The sequence below is a fragment of the Pedobacter sp. UC225_65 genome, from assembly GCF_042698365.1.
Classification (GTDB): Bacteria; Bacteroidota; Bacteroidia; order Sphingobacteriales; family Sphingobacteriaceae; genus Pedobacter.
This window is the reverse complement of record NZ_CP170550.1, coordinates 3,293,617-3,311,786: the sequence shown is the minus strand read 5'-3', so window position 1 is coordinate 3,311,786 and position 18,170 is coordinate 3,293,617. Positions and strand designations below refer to the sequence as shown.

Genomic DNA, 18,170 nt, shown 5'->3' with positions numbered 1-18,170 from the left:
TTAATAATAAGTGATCATACCTCCACTTCCACCAAATTTCTGTAGGCTATAGCTCAAGCCAAAGGTAAAATAACGGGTAATCTGGTTGCTTCTGCTATCAATAGTCGAATTTCCAGAAACATATCTCGACAAGTTGTTTCCTTGGGCCAATAGATCAACCACTTTTACGTTTGCGGTAAGCAGCTTGCTCTTTAAGAAGGTTTTACTCAATGTTGCCCCAATTAAAAAAGGATTGGTATTGGCAATAGCATAACCCGTGTTTATCCTTTTCGAAAAACTGGTTTCGAACTTAAAGGTCTTTAAAAAATTACCTCTTGCAGTTAGCGCAAGATTCCATGTTTCTATATTTCTAGACACTCCTTTGATCAATGTGTAATTGTTTGCATTCAATCCGTAGGTCGCTTTTGCATTGATGGCTATTTTTTTTAACATCAGGTTTGAACTGACTGATTGTGAAATTGCAAATGATTGATTAAACAGTTTGACATTATCGGTAAAAACAACATTGTTCCCATAGTTAAAATTACCCGAAAGGTTAATGGTAAACTTGTTCTTAGCTAACGGAATATTATAAAAATAATTGCCATTAACATTGTATGCACCATTGGTGTTTTCGTAATGGGTTTCTTGTTTTAGACCATTCAAAGTATCACGTATCAGAATTACATTACTAACGATCTGGTTTTGTGTTGTTGATGCCCCAATGGATATCTGTAAAGATTTTCCACTTTTAGGATCATTGCCATTGTAACTGATGTTAAATGTATGACTAAAGGAGGGTTTAAGGTTAGGGTTACCTACAATGACATTCTGCAGGTTTTGGGTATTTCTAACGGGTTGCAATTGATTTGGACTAGGACTATTGCTATTTCCATTGTACCGCATCGATAAGGTCTTGTTATTTTTTACCCGGTAAGAAAGGTTAAATGTAGGGGCATAGTTGATATTGGTATTCTTGAGTTGGACATTCAGGTTTTCATAGTCGCCGATCAATGTGCTGGGCCTGATGCTACCACCTAATGTATAATTCATTTTTTTGCTGTTAAAAGCATAGTTAAGCCCAATGTTCTGAGAAAAGAACAGAGACGAGTATTGGGTACTTAATGAATCAACATAACGGACATTGTTCGCTTTATCTGTCACATAAGTTAGGATGTCATTATTGGTATTCCCAATTGCGAAACCATAAGAAGCGTTGATATTTCTACTGGACAAGGTATCTTTCGGTTTTTTTAAAGGGTGGCTATAGGTAATCATCCCGCCAAAATTGTTGTTGTTATTTCTAGCGTTGACCAAACGATTCAGCAATGAGTCTTTTGCTAAAACAAGGGTAATAGGGTCGTAATACAAAGTGTTACTGATAATGTTCTGCCTATTTTTTCCTAGAGAGGCACGAAGAGTGATATTTCCTGAAATTGATGCTCCTTTTTTAGCCAACTTTCTAGACCAATTCAAATTTCCGTTTATATTGGGTGCAGTATTTCTAGAGTTACTCTCATTGAGCAGGTCTTGCTTAATGATCCCATTCTGTTTAGCACTCGAATTATTGTTGCCAATATTCTGTGAATAACCAATATTCATCGATCCGTTGATGAAATCTTTTTGGGTATTGTTCTGATAATCCAAACCTACACTATGGTTGCCTCCTTTATTATTTCCACTACTTTGGTTGGCGCTATAAATTGTACCCAGCGTATTTACAGTCTCTATAAATGAAACGTTTTCATTGTCATTATAATTGTTATAGAAATAATATTTAATCCCAAAGCTTCCATTTTTTTTAAATGTTCTGCGGAAGTTAATAGCGGCATTGCTGCTTCTACTTTGTCCGGCGCCATTATCCCCTTGGTCGGCATTAAAATAAGCGCCTATCTGTTCTTTTTCTCTCCAAATATTGGTATTCCCATCTACAGAAACTTGTTTGCTTGTTCCGCCGTTTACACCAATGCTTCCAAACATTCCGCCCTTCACCTCTGATTTTGTAACGATATTGAGCATTTTTTGTGGCTCTCCAACCTTTATACCCGTAAAATTGGCATCATCTCCATAATCATCTATCACCTGTATTTTGGCTACGATACTTGCAGGCAATTTACTGATGAAATCCTTTACATTATTGGTAAAAAAATCTTTTCCATTAACCCTGAGCTTGGTCATCCCTTTACCCATGGTTGTTACATTGTCTTCAAAATCAACTTCAATACCCGGCATTTGTTTGATCAGGTCACTTACCTTATCTCCGGCCAAAACTTGAAAAGCCGCAGCATTAAACTCTACGGTATCTTTCATTACGCGCATCGGTTTAACAGCTGCATGTACTTCAACTTCCTTCAGCATGATGCCTGAATTTTTTAAGATAATGGGAGCAATCTCTAATTGTTTCTCTCCCTTTTCGAACTTGTAACTACGGGTGTTTGTATGATAACCCATGCTACTGATATTGAGCGAAAAACTTTCCGTTTTAATCGCTTTGAAAATAAACTTACCTGATTTATCTGTAACTGTCCTGAGGGTATCGGTCCCTGCAATCAGCAAAATATTTGCATCGGCGATCGCAACATTCAAACTGTCTACCACACTTCCGGTAACTTTATGGGAAGTTTGGGCAAGCGTTATTGTTGAATAGCAAAGATTAAAGAAGAGAAATAAAAGCGCGCTTAATTTATAAATGGTTTTCAATTTGTTTTCGACAAAATCCGTTAACAAACTTAATATTTAGTTTTTACGAAACGAAAGACATCTGATATTATTATAAATTAAGCTTTTAGAAGTCAAATTTCAACCGTAGTCCTGTTCCGATCAACCTCAAATTATCTTTGCTCACTTCCTTCATTGGCAATTTCATAAAAGGTTCTATAGACACCGCATTGTTTTTTGAAATCTTCTTTTTGTAGCCAACTGATAGATTATAGAAGCCGATATATTTACTTTCGTTGGTATTCGATTCTGGGGCTGGTTCAGTGGTACGCTGATTAACAAACATGCTATTGGCAAATGATGCTTCATTACCTAATCCTCCACCTACTATTGGACTATTGGGAGCTCCCGCTGCACCTCCAAGCAAGTAATTTGGAACTAGTTTTTTCTCCAAATAGGTATTGTTACGTTGGTAATCGAGTACAGCGAAGGCAGAAACACCAAAATTGGCATAAATACTATTACTGATATGGTATTTCAGCTCTAATGGAATATCTAAGCCAATTACCTTTTCGCTAGTAGACTCTAGGTTTTTACTATCTTGGACAAAGGCCGCTGAGGATGGCGAATAGGCAAGCCCACTTGGTGTTGCGCTTTTACTGGCCGTCATTTCATTATAAGCGATACCAGAGCTCAAGGATAATTTATCTGAAAGGCTATATTCCATACTTAAGCCATAACCCATATTCAGTTTTTTGGTATTGCCAAATGAAGGGGCAACCAACACTCCCAATTCCCACCTATTCGCTCTTTTATCCAATTGGTTAGCTTGTGGCTTGGCTTTTTCTTTTTCGGTCTCTTTGTTCAAGAAATCTATAATATTAGGTTTGGACTTTTCTTCAGCAATGATGGTTACCTGTTGAGGATCTGTTTTAGGCGTAGTTACTGTTGTTACATTCTCGTTTACCGTATTTCCTACTACTTGTTGATTTGTAGACATCGTGTTATTGGAATTAGCTGCAACTACAACCGCTGGCGCTGTGGTGACATCCTGTTTTATTGCTTCTTCCGGTTTTGTATTTGCAAATACATGACCCTGATTCTACGCTTTCATTAAAAATCTCTGTCTTTGACTCTTTTTCCGTTTCAACAACTGTTGGCAAATCAGTTACCGTTTGATCTTTGGGTAGTTCAGTTATAGGAGCTGAACCCGTTTTGGTTATTTTATTTCCCTGCTCTTCTGGTTGCTGTTTTGTGATCAAGAAAATAGCAAATGCTAATGCCAATAGGGCTGCAACCCCGCCTAAACTCCTGATCCATAAAAACGGTGTTTTTTTCGGCTGTTGTTCCCCATTAAATTTCTCCCATGCGCCTACCTCATAAGTTTCCTCATGTGCCATTAGGCTTTGCCTGATGTGAGCAATTAACTCCTCTTCAGTTGGCTGCTTATGTTCAGTTGGTTGCATATGAATTAATTAATGTCTTAGAATAAAGTGTTCTCAATTTATTTTTCGCCCTCGCTAAATAAACTCTACTCGAACTCTCTGGGATGTTTAATATTTTTGATATCTCGTCATGAGAAAACCCTTCAATCTCGAATAAATTAAAAATCAGTTTTTGTGTCTCTGGCAACGCATCAAGAAGTTTTAAGATATCTTTTACGTTTAATGCCGCAATAACGGTTACTTCAGTTAATGGCTCTTGATGTTCTGTGATTTCATCAATAGATAATAGACTACGTTTGGTACGCAAAAAATCTATGGCCGTACGGGAGGCAATTTTTGCTATCCAAGCTTTAAATGCCCTTTGGTGTTCTTCTGTATTTTTGGGAAGGTTAAATTGAACAATGGCCTTAAAAATCTTTATAAAGCTATCGTTAACCAACTCTTCAGCATCATTTCTCTCATTTACATAACGCAAAACCACGGCCATTAAATAGCCATAAAATGATTTATAAACCATTTCTTTGCTCTTGCTGTTTTGATTTAAGCAACCCGCGATAATCTCCTCAAACTTGAGCATTCCTACTGATGTATCTTTAAGTTGTTTTCAATCATAGAAATGATTAAACGTTTTTTATTATTAAAAATTTTTTAAAAAGCCAGCCCATATAAAGCTGGCTTTTGGCAAAAGCTATTTGTGTGTGAAAACAGCAACGCCTAATTTGGTTTCATCTGTAGCCGCTTTAAGTCCTCGGGCATAAACGGTATATATCTTTCCTTCTTCAATTTTAACATCTGCGATAAATGTTTCTACGTTTCCTGTGTTTTTATTTTTCACCAAAAACTTCACATTATTTCCTGGGTCAATGGTCTCAAAAGTTGAATATTCCTTAAATGCTTTATTGGTAAACAGATCTGTAGGTTTTCCGTCAATAGCTAAGTTTAAGGATCCGAATCTGGACTTAAATTTACAAATCGGACTTTAGCTTTACCTGCTGCCGGTTTGGCCAAATCGTCTTCCAATAAAAGGAATTTGATGTTTTCCAACTTATCGATCACAAAAAGTGAGTATCCTTTGTTTACAGTAAGTGTAGCAAATTCTGACTTTAAAGCTACTCCTGATTCTTTTTTGGTAACTGTTAGTTTTCTGTTTCCAGAATATGCATTTAAATAATCTATTTTAGATCCATAGCCAAAATCGCTGATCGTTGCCCTCGTATTATCTACATACACATCTAGTTTTTCTATTGTTGGTGAAGCGTGGATCAGACTTAAGCCAGAAACGTCAACTACAATATAATCTTGTTTCTTTGCACAAGATAACAAAGCTACCGATAACGTAACAGCAGCAATGATGGCTTTATAGTTAAATGATATTTTCATGATTAATTTTTAAGATATATAAAATAATAGGTTAACGGCCATTAACATTTTCGTCATTAATACGAGAATGGTTTGCCATACGCTACATCAATGTTGCATTATTTTTGCAATTATAGCGCATAGCTATAGTATAGGGAAACAAATTGGACTAATCAGCATCAACACGGATGTTTTTGCCACCAAATTTAGAGATATTATAACTAAGCCCAAATGTAAAAACACGGGTAGCCTGATTGGTCCTACTGTCGATGATCGAATTACCCGAAACATAACGTGCCAAATTATTACCTTGGTTTAATAGATCGTTGGCATTTATATTTAAGCTTAAAGATCTATCCTTGAGGAACGTTTTATTTAAACTCGCATTGATCAAAAATGGATTGGTATTGGCCAAGGTATAACCCGTATTGAATCTTTTGGAGGCATTAACACTAAACTGATATGTTTTTCTGATGGTTGCGTTCATGGAGAGTGCCAGATCAAAAGTTTGAATATCTTTAAATCTATTGTTAGCATCTCCATTACTCGTGGTAAGGTTATAATTCACATTGGCATCTATGGTAAATTTCTTTATCCTCCATGAGTTATTGACCGATGCTGAATAATTTTGTGTTTTATAAAATGTAGCGCCATTGATCTGTCCGAGCACATCGGCAATTGAACCTTGGTTTAAAGCATTATTGTTAGAGCTAAAGGTATAATTTACATTTGCAGACGTTGTTATCATTTTTGACCTCATTGAGGCTCTCAACTGCTGAGTAAAATTAATGCCCTTATTGAACCGTTTGTTATTGTTAATAAATACGGCCCTATTCGAAAGCCCAAGATTTCCGGAATAGGAAATGGAATACTTGTTCTTTTTGAGAGGGATATTGATCATATAATTACCCCTTATGTTATAATTGCCATTTGTATTTTCGAAACGTGTCTCCTGTTTTAAGCTGTTTAGGGTATCTGCTATCAACAATACATTGTTTACAATTTCATTTTGAGTGGTACTAAAGCTTAGTCCAGTCTGTGCCGATATCCCTTTTTTGGTATTTACATAATTATAATTTGAAGAAATATTATGGCTAAAGGAAGGTTTTAGATTTGGGTTGCCAATTACGATATTCTGCAGGTTTTGGGTATTTCTAATGGGCTGTAATTGATAGGCACTTGGACTGTTATTACTCCCACTGTAATTAATGGAGATGGTTTTACCAGTAGCTATTGTCCGGCTCAAGTTGATGTTCGGAGAATAATTTAGGTTGTTGTTTTTTATTTTTTGATTCAGGTTGATATAATCGCTTGTTAATAGGCTTGGCCTTGCATTAAAACCGAAGTTATATCTCATCTTTTTATTGGTGTAATTGTAATTCACACCTAAAGTCTGATTGATAAATACTGAAGTATAATTGGTGCTCAATGAGTCTACATAATTGGGCTGATGGCTTAAGTTATCAACCACAAAAGTGGATACGCTACTTTTACTTTTACCAACGGAGATGTTATAGTTAAAGTTTAAACTCTGACGGGCCAATGAATCTTTAGGTTTTTTTAATCCCAAGCTAAAACTAACCCCTAAATTGAAGTTTTGATTTTTGTTTTCTGTAATCAGGTTCCTGGTCAGTAGGGAGTCTTTTTCTAAAACCTGCGTTACCTTATCATAGTAAAGTGTGTTTGTGCTAATGTTTTGGTCTGAGTTTGTAGTGGAGGTTGAGAACCCAAAATTAGCAGAAAGCCCATTCTTTTTGTTCTTTAGGTTCTTGGACAGATTTACATTGACATTTAAGTTTGGGGTTTGGTTACTTGACTGATTGATGTTCTTAAGGTCTTGCCTGATTACACCAGATTGATTGTTTAAAGACAGGCTAGCATTGCTGGCATCTCGGTAGGAAGCGTTAACGGAGCCATTGAGGTAAATGCTTTTGTTATTGTAATTAAAATTGGAGTTGAGGTTATGATTGTTATTCTGGTTCTCTCCATTACTAGCTGTTTTGTTATAAAATGTACCCAATGGGTTTAAGGTTTCTATGGCCTGCTCATTTGTATAGGCAGCATCACTCCGACCATAATTATAATTAATCCCATAACTTGTGTTTTCACCAATCCTGTCCGAATGGCTTAAGCCTATTCTTGCATTTTGGCTTGTTCCGGCGCCATTGTTTGCGGTATTGTAATTTAAATTGCCACCACTTTGTTTTGTCCCTTTCCATAGGTTAAGATTTGCATTGCTTCCAATCTGGTCATTGGTTCCTGCATTGATACTGGCAGACCCAAATTTTCCATTGTCCATGCCTGGTTTGGTTACGATGTTCAACATTTTTGTAGGTTCGCCAATCTTAATCCCTGTAAAATTTGCTTCATCCCCAAAATCATCTATCACCTGGATTTTTGCAACAATTGCTGCCGGTAATTTGCTGATAAAGTCTTTGACATTGCTGGTAAAAAAGTCTTTTCCGTTAACCCTAAGCTTGACCATTTCTTTACCCATGGTTTTAACGTTATATTCCTTATCTATTTCTAAACCCGGAAACTGTTTCATCAGATCCGCAACGTTGTCTCCTTCCAAAACCTGATAGGCCGCTGCATTGTACTCAATCGTATCCTGCATTATTCTTATCGGATTTGGCTTAGCTTTTACCTCGATCCTCTTGAGCATGTTCTTCGCAAATTTTAGCTCGATGCTAGCAATCTCTAAATGTTTTTTCTGACCAAAGGAATACTGCTGGACAAACTCTTGGTAGCCCACTGTGGTAATCTTTAATGAAAATTCTTCTGACTTGATTTTTGAGAAACTAAAATAACCTTCGCTATCTGTTGTAGTCCGTAAAGTATCCTTTCCCGTAATGAGCATTACATTGGCATCGTTGATGGCTGTTTTACTGGTATCGACCACAAGACCACTCACGCGCTTATTGCTTTGCGCAAACAAGGTCGACGTGCACAATAGCATGAGCAGCATTAAGGGAAAAAATAAAAAACGTGTTTTCAAGATGTTGGTTACCTATTACAAATATATTTTTTACCATTGGGCATTTTGTCATTTTAACAAAATTTAACCCTAAAGCAAAATATGAGTAATCAGCAATTCATCACCAACAAAACATCTCAGCCAATTGGTGTTTGAACTGGATGAGCTTAAATGATGTTTTTAGATCCTAACCTTTCTTTAGTTCAATCACGGTAATCTCTGGCCAAATGCCTACTCGGCCCGAAAAACCAATAAAGCCAAAGCCACGGTTAACGTTTAAAACCCGTCCATTTTCTTCTTTGATCCTGCCCAATGTTTGTAGCGAAGTTTTACCGGAACTCCATTTGATCCCAAAGGCTTCAATACCAAACTGCATTCCGTGTGTATGCCCGGCTAGTGTCAAGTGGATTTTAGATGGATTTTTTTTAACTTGTTCTTCCCAATGTGAAGGATCATGCGAAAGTAGGACCTTGAACTCTTCCGGCGTGGTATTCAATAATGCCTTTTGAAGGTCACCTCGTTCTCCAAAGCCCAAACCCCAGTTTTCTATTCCTGCCAAAACAATCTTTTCTCCATCTTTCCAGAGCTCAACATGTTCGTCCAATAACAAACGGAAACCAAGCCCTTGGTGGTAACTTTTTAATTGTTGCAGGTTTGCGCTTTTAACCTCGTCATTGGGCCATTTCACATAGTCGCCATAATCATGGTTGCCCAACACAGAAAACTGTCCGTATGGGGCTTTAATCTGCGAAAAATGACCAATCCAAGGCTTAATCTCTTCTGCTTTGTTGTTAACCAGATCTCCGGTAAATACAAACAGGTCTGATTGCTGTGCTTTAATCAGGTCAATTCCTTTTTGAACGGCCTTGGCATTACTAAAACTTCCCGAATGGACATCAGAGATTTGGGTAATCGTAAAACCATCAAATGCTTTTGGCAAATCTTTAAAATATAAAGTATGCTTAATTACGCGATAGGCATATTTTCCTTTTAATATACCATACAAAAACAATAAAACAGAACTGATAAAAACCACCACACCAACGGTTACCCACTGTGGGCTTCGGAGCGGAGCCAAAAAATGATGTTGGCCAATCCAGCCAATGAAACCAACTGTACCTCTATAGATATCTGCCAAAATTAATACCAGACTAAATAGGATTTCGCTCACAAAAAGCACCAAAAAAGCATGTGTCGCAATTTTAAAGAACAGGCCCATTCCCCTCTGTTGCATGCCTTGTAGTGCATAAAGCAATGCAAAAGCAATCAGAGTAATCGTAGTCCAAAAAACGGGCCCTACATAACTTTGTTGGGCCACAATCTGTAGTCCACCCCACACATACCAGTTCAACAAAAAGAACAACAGCGTAAAAATAGCGATGGGTAATAATTGAATTCTTCTCCTCATGAGATTGGGTATAAAAGAAAAGGAGCGATTTCTCGCTCCTTTTCTAATTGTTTATTTAAATCAGCTCTACACTACGGCTTACAAAGGCAGTTAGTTCTGCTCCCGTTAACATGCCTTGTGATAATAAAGCCAAGTCTACTGCTTGTTTTGCAAATTTACTTTGCTCTTCTTCGTCTGCAGCGGCTAAAATCTTGCCCACCAACTTATGGTTTCCATTAATGGCTACTTTATAGCTATCTGGCATATTGCCATAAAAACTCATTCCACCACCCATTTTAGCCATATCTTTCATGCGGCGCATAAATTCGTCCATGGTTACAGTTACCGGAGAATCGTCTGGACTTAAGCCTACAACTTCAACACTAAACCCTGGTTTTACAATCGCCTTTTCGAAAATCGATTTTACTTTGGCCGATTGTTCATCACTCAATACAGATTCCTGCAGCTCATCCTTTTCAATCAATTGACTGGCTACGCTTGCATCAACACGTTTCAGTTGTGTTTTTTCTAGTTTTTGCTCTAAACTGCTTACAAAGTGTCCATCTATTGGTGTGTTCATCACCAACACATCATAACCTTTTTTATCTGCAGCTTGGATAAAACCATCCTGTTTATCAGGATCTGTTGTATACAGGTATACCAAAGAACCATTTTTATCGGTCTGAACAGCTTGAACTTTTTCTTTGTATTCTTCAAAAGTGAAGTTCTCTTCTTTTGTATTGGTCAACAAAGCAAAATCTTTGGCTTTATCATAGAATTTTTCTTCGCTGATCATTCCGTATTTCACAAATAGACCGATATTGCTCCATTTTTCTTCATAAGCTTTACGGTCTTTGTTAAATAGCTCGGCCAATTTATCCGCTACTTTTTTAGTAATGTAGCTGTTGATCTTTTTAACATTGCTGTCTGCCTGTAAGAAACTTCTCGATACGTTCAACGGAATGTCTGGCGAATCGATTACGCCATGCAATAACATCAAAAACTCAGGCACGATATCTTTTACTTCATCGGTAATGAACACTTGGCGGCTGAACAATTTGATCTTGTTGCGTTGCATATCAAAATCATCCTTCACTTTAGGGAAATACAATACACCTGTCAAGTTAAATGGATAATCTACATTCAGGTGGAATCCAAAACAATGGCTCTTCTGAAAAAGGGTACAGTTGTTTATAAAAATCCAAGTAATCCGCATCTGACAAATCTGCAGGTGCTTTGGTCCAAATAGGATGGGTAGTATTGATGATATTATCAACCTCTACCGATTTGTATTTAGCTTTTCCCTCTTCGTCAACACCATCTTCTTCTTGCTCGGTTTTAACACCAAACTTGATCGGCACAGGTAAAAATTTAGCATATTTATCTAAAATCTCCTGAAGTTTCTGCTCGCTTAAAAACTCTTCAGATTCTGCATTTACATGCAAGATGATGCTTGTTCCTCTAGTGGTTCTGCTACCTTCAGATATTTCAAATTCTGTACTACCATCACAAGTCCATTTCGCTGGTGTAGCACCTTCCTGATAAGATAAGGTTTGGATTTCTACAAGGTCTGCAACCATAAAGGCAGAATAGAAGCCCAATCCAAATTTACCAATGATCTCATTCGCATCTTTTGCATCCTTGAATTTTTCTACAAATTCGCTCGCTCCAGAAAAAGCAACCTGGTTGATGTACTTTTTATTCTTCAGCAGTCATCCCTAAACCATTATCACTAATGGTAATCGTCTTAGCTGCTGCATCAACACTAACTTCTACTAGAGGTTGGCCTAATTCACCATTATATTGTCCTAATGATGCTAGACGTTTTATTTTTTGAACCGCATCAACGGCGTTAGAAACTAATTCCCTTAAAAGATCTCATTGTCCGAATACAGGAATTTCTTGATGATCGGGAAAATGTTTTCAGTGTGTATGGAAATACTTCCTTTTTCTGTTGTCATATCTTTCTTTATAATTTTTGATTACACCTATGCTTATCAATGCCTGTTCCAAAAGTTTGAACAGGTCAAAATGACAGCCTGTTAAAAAATGCATGAACCATAACTTATCCACTGAAAAAGAAAGCGTTACAAAAAATAGTTGTTGATATAGCCGAATAGGTTTTATAAATTGCATTAACCTATAGTAAAAATCAAAATGAAAAAACTGTCAATATATTTCTTATTACTAAGTTTGATGATGTCTTGTTCAAACCCTAAAGAAAAAACCAGTGCTTACAAATGGCCAGATGCCAAAGCTCCAGTAGCCGAAGTTATTCCGCACAATAGAATTATACATGGAGATACCGTTGTAGACAACTACTATTGGATGATCGATTATTTTAAAAAAGGCCCAGATAGCACCAAGGTTGTAGATTACCTAAAGGCTGAAAATGCCTATTTAGATACGATGATGAAAGGCACCGACCAATTCCAAGCAGACTTGTTTAAAGAAATGAAAGGTAGGATCAAGGAAAAAGACGAATCTGTGCCTGTCTTTAAAAATGGTTATTTTTATTACACCAGAAACGAAGACGGAAAACAATATTATAAATACTGCCGTAAAAAAGGATCCTTAACCGCTAAGGAAGAAATTCTTTTAGATGTTGATGATCTGGCAAAAGGCCATTCTTATTACAGCGCAAGTGGTTTCAGCGTTAGCCCCGACAACAAATTGTTGGCCTTTGGAGTTGATCAAGTTTCCAGACGCCAATATACCATCAACATTAAAAACCTGGAAACAGGCGAGATTTATAAAGATGTGATCAGCAATACCCAGGCCGATCCAACATGGGCAAACGATAACAAGACCATTTTTTATACCTCAAAAAATCCGGTTACCTTATTGAGCGAAAAAATCAAAAAACATACCTTGGGTACAGATGCAAAAACTGATGTCGTTGTTTACGACGAAAAGGACAACACCAATTATATCGGTGTCTTTAAATCAAAAAATGAAAAATATATCTTCATTGGCTCACAAGGCACTTTAACTACAGAATATCGAATGATTGAGGCGAATCATCCAGAAACTGCCTTTAAGGTATTTACGCCACGCTCAAAAGACGTCTTATATGATGTTTATCCGGTTGATGGAAAATTTTTGATCCGAACAAATTGGAATGCGAAAAACTTCCGCCTCATGGAATGCCCTTTGGATAAAACGGAAAAGGAAAACTGGAAAGAAGTGGTGCCAAACCGCAATGATGTATTATTGGAAAGCGTAGATGAGTTTAAAGATTATACCGTGTTATCTGAACGCAAAAATGGCTTGAACGAATTACGTGTAATCAAAAAAGATGGCAGCGATTATTACATGAAGTTTGAGGAACCTGTTTACACGGCATATGTAAGCGCAACCCCTGAATACGACAGCAAAACCCTTCGTTACATCTACACCTCTTTAACCACACCAACCACTACCTACGATTATAACCTGGAAACAAAGGAGCAAAAGACAATGAAACAACAAGAGGTTGTTGGAGGTTATGATCCTAAAGATTATGTAACCGAACGTCTTTTTGCCACGGCTAAAGACGGCACTAAAGTTCCAATTGCTTTGGTGTATAAAAAGGGCTTTGAGAAAAATGGAAATTCACCATTGTTGCTGTATGGCTATGGCTCTTATGGTTCAAGTTCTGATGCCACTTTTTCTTCTCCAAGGTTAAGTTTATTGAACCGCGGTTTTGTTTTTGCTATTGCCAATATCCGTGGTGGACAGGAATTAGGTCGCCAATGGTATGAGGATGGAAAATTGATGAAAAAGAACAATACTTTTACCGATTTTATTGCTGCAGGCGAGTATCTGATCGACCAAAAATACACCTCGAAAGGGCATCTCTATGCACATGGTGGAAGTGCTGGAGGTTTGTTAATGGGCGCTGTTGTGAATTTGGCCCCAGAACTATGGAATGGTGTAATTGCTGATGTTCCTTTTGTAGATGTGGTGAATACCATGTTGGATGAGAGTATTCCCTTAACCACCAATGAATTTGACGAGTGGGGAAATCCTAAGCAAAAAGCGGCTTACGATTATATGAAAAGCTATTCGCCCTACGAAAATGTAACCCAAAAAGCATACCCGAACATGCTGGTAACCACAGGCCTTCACGACAGTCAGGTGCAATATTTTGAGCCTGCAAAATGGGTAGCCAAATTGAGGGCCACCAAAACCGATAAAAATGTATTGTTGCTTAAAACAAATATGGAATTTGGTCATGGCGGTGCATCCGGAAGGTTTGATTATTTAAAGGATGTTTCGTTAAGATGGGCTTTTTTATGTGCATTAGAGGGAATAAGCAAGTAAGGCAGATGTCATTAAAATTGGTGTTGAGCGTTTCATAGCTCGTTTTACGTATCTTTGCCCATTAATGGAATATAACGTTCATACTTTAAGCAATGGCATTAGGCTCTTGCATGTACCTTCTACATCGACGATTTCTCATGCCTGTATCATCATCAACACAGGATCGAGGGATGAAGATGAAAAACAAATGGGTTTGGCCCATTTTATTGAGCACCTCATTTTTAAACGTACTGAAAAGCGAAATACCAATCAGATCTTAACCCGTTTAGAGAGTGTTGGGGCTGACCTGAATGCGTATACCACCAAAGAATATACTTGTATCCACGCGTCTTTTTTACATCCTTATCTAGACCGCACGCTGGATCTTTTCAATGATATTGTTTTTCATTCTTTGTTTCCAGAAGAGGAGATGGAAAAAGAAAAAGGAGTGGTCTTAGACGAAATTACCTCTTATCTTGATCAACCTGAAGAAGCGATCAATGACGATTTTGAAGACCAGCTTTTTAAAGGGCATCCTTTTGGAAGAAACATTTTAGGCACCCCAGAAACGGTAAATGCCTTAACCCAAAAAGATATTCTCCAATTTATAAAAGATAATTATAAAACCGACCAGATCGTGGTTGCTGTATTGGGTAATTATTCGTTGAACAAGCTGGTTAAGGTAGGCGCTAAATATTTTGAATCTGTTCCCCAAAATCTTTCGGTAAAAAAGAGGATTGCACCTATTCAAAATCCTGCAGAGAACATCGTTGTCAATAAACAGATCATGCAGGCCCATTGTATGATGGGTACCCAAGCCTACTCTTTACACCATCCTTATAAAGCGGGCTTATTGTTACTCAACAATATGTTGGGTGGCACAGGAATGAGCTCTATCTTAAACCTTCAGCTAAGAGAAAAGTATGGGATTGCCTATACCATAGAATCCAATTATAGTCCTTTGAGCGATACCGGGATTTTTGCCTTGTATTTTGGTACAGATAAAGAAAAAGTAGATAAAGCGATCAGTTTGATCTACAAAGAGTTCAAAAAGATCAAGGCAAATCCGCTAACGGAAATCCAATTGCAAAAGGCAAAAAATAAATTTATTGGTCAGATTGCCTTGGGCGAAGAAAATAGAATTGGCCTGATCATCTCTATGGCAAAAAGCCTGATCGATTACCATAAAATAGACGACTTGGAGACTGTTTTCAACAAGATCCGGAAGGTTAGTGTAGAAGATATGGCCACCATTTCAAACGAAATCTTAGACGAAAGCAAACTGAGTTCTTTAACTTTTTTCCCAGTAGAAAATTAGTCTTTCTATTTTCATTTCTCTTCCCGTTATTTCCCTTTTGTTCAATAATTTGTACTTTTGTACTATGAAACTACCAATTGTAGCCTATGGCGACCCTGTGTTAAAGAAAGTTTGTGTTGATATTGACAAGACATATCCTGACTTACAACAACTCATCAGCAATATGTGGGAAACCATGTATAATGCGAGTGGCGTGGGCCTAGCTGCACCTCAGGTTGGTTTGGCAATCCGTCTGTTTATTGTAGATACCAAGGCCGACGAGGAAGAAGAAGTTTTCAAAAAGGTTTTCATCAATGCGCAGATTTTAGAAGAAACCGGAGAACCTTGGGCCTTTAATGAAGGCTGTTTGAGTATTCCGGAGGTACGTGAAGACGTGATGCGTAAACCTAATATCCTCATCAGATATTACGATGAAAATTGGAAACTTCATGAAGAAAAAATAACTGGTTTTGCAGCCCGTGTGATCCAACATGAATATGACCACATTGAAGGTAAATTGTTTACAGACAAGCTGAGTTTGTTACGTAAGCAGATGCTAAAAAGTAGGTTGGACAATATTTCTAAAGGAAATGTGCATACTGATTATAAGATGCGTTTTCCAAGACAGAACAAAAGAAGATAACCTGATTATTCGTTATCGCTTTTCTTATCTCCTGAAAAAATCTGTTGCATCAGCTTACCCCAAGCAAATGGGTTAAGCAATGGATTCGTCTGCCGCATATTCACATTCATCATTCGGTCAAAGTTATAGCGGTAATTGCTATTGCTGATTTCGTGCGCATCCCTAGACAAGGTTAAGGACATACCTTGGATACTTTTTGGAGAAAGGTTCCGTTTGGCCAATGCAGCATCATCATCTGCGACCTTCATGGTCAAAAACTGCTTGTTAAACTCTTCTATGGTTGCCCAAGGATAAATGGTTATCGCTTTCAGGTAAACAACTTCTGGTTTGATCTTGATCATCGCGGTATAATGGTGTTCCGCAATTTCATTTGGCAATACAAAGGTTTTACTCACAAAACCTACGGCAGAAAACACCACCGTATCTCCTGGATTTACAATAAACGAAAAATAGCCTTGGTAATTTGCGGCATATTTTTGTCCTTTATTGCTCAAATTGGTAATGGTTACATAAGGCACAACCGTATTGCTGTCAGTATCGGTAATAATTCCCGAAAACTGCACCAATTTGCCGCTTTTTGGCTGTTCTTGTCCAAACGCCATAGCCGCAAATAATAGCAATATGATGGTTAAGCTATATCTCATTGCACAAAAATAATTGTAAATGCTTAATTGGCTAGTTAAATTGTGTTAAAATCTAATCTTGCTCAGCCAGGTCTACCGCAACAACACCTGTAATTTCTGGTACTGCTTTCATAATGGCTTGTTCTATGCCTGCTTTCATGGTCATAAAACTCATTTTGCAGCTTCCACAATTACCCAATAATCTTAATTTAACAACATACTCTGGCGTTATCTCTTCTATAGCCACATTTCCACCATCAGCGATCAAATAAGGTCGGATGGTTTCTAATGCCTGCTCAACTTGTTCTGTTAAACTCATCTTATATTTTTTTAAAGTATAAAAATAGTAATTTTTTAGCAATTTGCCGTTTGTACATTATTGATGGAAATCTGCTGGGCAATTTTCCCTGCAATTTCACTGAAAGCAGCTGAAAGCGGACTTTCCAAATCTAAAGCGATCGGATGTCCTTTATCGCCTGCCGCAGTAATTCCTTGAACCAAAGGAATTTCACCTAAAAATGGCACTTCATATTGTGCTGCCAATGCCTTACCCCCATCTTTACCAAAAATATAATACTTGTTTTCTGGTAATTCTTCTGGTGTAAAATACGACATATTTTCAATTACACCCAATACTGGAATATTAATTCCAGGCATCCTGAACATCGCCAGCCCTTTTCTGGTATCGGCCAAGGCCACCTGTTGTGGTGTGGTTACGATTACCGCTCCAGCAATAGGGAAACTCTGACTGATGGTGATATGGATATCTCCCGTTCCGGGAGGAAGACCTACAATCAGGTAGTCCAATTCTCCCCAATCGGCATCGTTGAACAACTGTTTGATCGCATTAGAGGCCATTGGCCCTCTCCAAGGCACAGGTTGGTCTGGGTCCGCAAAAAATCCTAAAGAAAGCAGTTTAATGCCATATTTCTCAATGGGTAGAATCAGTGTTTTTCCATCTTCTGTTTCACGTGCGCTAGGTTTTGCGCCAACCAGATCAAACATGATCGGAACGGATGGGCCATAGATATCTGCATCAATCAAGCCCACCTTTGCGCCATCAGCAGCTAAAGTAACGGCAAGATTGCTCGATACTGTAGATTTACCAACGCCTCCTTTACCTGAAGAAACCAAGATGATGTTTTTAATTGCCTTCAGTTGTGTGGTATCAAGAGGTTTGGTTACCCTTGAAGTGATATTGATGTTGATGATCGCATCAGCAGCCACAAAATGTTTGATGGAATTGATACAGGCATTCTTCAACATATCCTTCATCGGGCACGCAGGAGTGGTCAATTCTAAAGTAAACCCAACTGTTCTATCTTCAATTTTAACATCTTTGATCATGTGAAGTGTAACCAGGGTCCTTTTTAAGATCAGGGTCTTCCACATTACGTAAAGCGGCTAAAACTTGTTCCTCGGTAATTATCATTCCTCAAAATTAACAAAACATAGGCATAAAAAATTTTCTATCCCCCTTTTTGTTGTAATTTTAACACGAAATAAACATTTGCCCTA

General features: G+C 37.7%; 13 protein-coding genes and 2 pseudogenes. 3 read left to right on the top strand and 12 right to left on the bottom strand.

What is annotated here, in order from left to right; all coding sequences use genetic code 11:
* The 9 genes and pseudogenes from ACFJIZ_RS17395 to htpG form a co-directional block, all read right to left on the bottom strand.
* Positions 1–2,679, bottom strand: a complete 2,679-nt coding sequence (locus ACFJIZ_RS17395; protein ID WP_379086890.1) for an outer membrane beta-barrel protein — start codon at positions 2,677–2,679, stop codon at positions 1–3.
* Between the two features lie 85 nt (positions 2,680–2,764).
* Positions 2,765–3,637 (bottom strand): hypothetical protein, encoded by an 873-nt coding sequence (locus ACFJIZ_RS17390; RefSeq protein ID WP_379086887.1) that lies wholly within the window; start codon positions 3,635–3,637, stop codon positions 2,765–2,767.
* A 13-nt stretch (positions 3,638–3,650) separates the two neighbouring features.
* A complete protein-coding gene (locus ACFJIZ_RS17385) occupies positions 3,651–4,103 on the bottom strand; it encodes a hypothetical protein (protein WP_379086885.1) in 453 nt (150 codons plus the stop codon).
* Positions 4,090–4,659 carry an RNA polymerase sigma factor gene (locus ACFJIZ_RS17380; RefSeq protein ID WP_379086882.1) on the bottom strand — a complete coding sequence of 190 codons (570 nt, stop codon included), beginning with the start codon at positions 4,657–4,659 and terminating at the stop codon, positions 4,090–4,092. The genes ACFJIZ_RS17385 and ACFJIZ_RS17380 overlap by 14 nt, the downstream gene beginning before the upstream one ends.
* Before the next feature lie 111 nt (positions 4,660–4,770).
* Positions 4,771–4,917 carry a hypothetical protein gene (locus ACFJIZ_RS17375; RefSeq protein WP_379086879.1) on the bottom strand — a complete coding sequence of 49 codons (147 nt, stop codon included), beginning with the start codon at positions 4,915–4,917 and terminating at the stop codon, positions 4,771–4,773.
* A gap of 104 nt (positions 4,918–5,021) precedes the next feature.
* Positions 5,022–5,462, bottom strand: coding sequence for a DUF4397 domain-containing protein (locus ACFJIZ_RS17370; RefSeq protein ID WP_379086876.1), 441 nt, complete (start codon positions 5,460–5,462; stop codon positions 5,022–5,024).
* A gap of 148 nt (positions 5,463–5,610) precedes the next feature.
* The gene (locus tag ACFJIZ_RS17365) at positions 5,611–8,439 is read right to left on the bottom strand and encodes a TonB-dependent receptor (RefSeq protein WP_379086874.1); all 2,829 of its coding nucleotides are present in this window, start codon (positions 8,437–8,439) and stop codon (positions 5,611–5,613) included.
* Positions 8,440–8,605: 166 nt separating this feature from the next.
* The gene (locus ACFJIZ_RS17360) at positions 8,606–9,826 is read right to left on the bottom strand and encodes a metallophosphoesterase (protein ID WP_379086871.1); all 1,221 of its coding nucleotides are present in this window, start codon (positions 9,824–9,826) and stop codon (positions 8,606–8,608) included.
* Positions 9,827–9,881: 55 nt separating this feature from the next.
* Positions 9,882–11,766: pseudogene (gene htpG, locus ACFJIZ_RS17355) on the bottom strand (molecular chaperone HtpG).
* A gap of 196 nt (positions 11,767–11,962) precedes the next feature.
* Between htpG and ACFJIZ_RS17350 the strand changes: the two are divergent.
* The 3 genes from ACFJIZ_RS17350 (at position 11,963) to def (ending at position 16,029) form a co-directional block, all read left to right on the top strand.
* Positions 11,963–14,110, top strand: a complete 2,148-nt coding sequence (locus ACFJIZ_RS17350; protein WP_379086869.1) for a S9 family peptidase — start codon at positions 11,963–11,965, stop codon at positions 14,108–14,110.
* A 64-nt stretch (positions 14,111–14,174) separates the two neighbouring features.
* Positions 14,175–15,407, top strand: coding sequence for a M16 family metallopeptidase (locus ACFJIZ_RS17345; protein WP_379086866.1), 1,233 nt, complete (start codon positions 14,175–14,177; stop codon positions 15,405–15,407).
* Between the two features lie 64 nt (positions 15,408–15,471).
* Positions 15,472–16,029: a peptide deformylase gene (gene def, locus ACFJIZ_RS17340; RefSeq protein ID WP_379086863.1), complete on the top strand. Its 558-nt coding sequence runs from the start codon at positions 15,472–15,474 to the stop codon at positions 16,027–16,029.
* A gap of 5 nt (positions 16,030–16,034) precedes the next feature.
* On the opposite strand, the gene ACFJIZ_RS17335 is transcribed toward def, so the two are convergent.
* From ACFJIZ_RS17335 to ACFJIZ_RS17325, 3 genes and pseudogenes are all read right to left on the bottom strand, one after another.
* A complete protein-coding gene (locus ACFJIZ_RS17335) occupies positions 16,035–16,673 on the bottom strand; it encodes a hypothetical protein (protein WP_379086860.1) in 639 nt (212 codons plus the stop codon).
* Positions 16,674–16,725: 52 nt separating this feature from the next.
* Complete coding sequence (locus ACFJIZ_RS17330; protein WP_379086857.1) at positions 16,726–16,971, bottom strand: NifU family protein; 246 nt, start codon at positions 16,969–16,971, stop codon at positions 16,726–16,728.
* A gap of 35 nt (positions 16,972–17,006) precedes the next feature.
* Positions 17,007–18,084: pseudogene (locus ACFJIZ_RS17325) on the bottom strand (Mrp/NBP35 family ATP-binding protein).
* Positions 18,085–18,170: the final 86 nt, after the last annotated feature.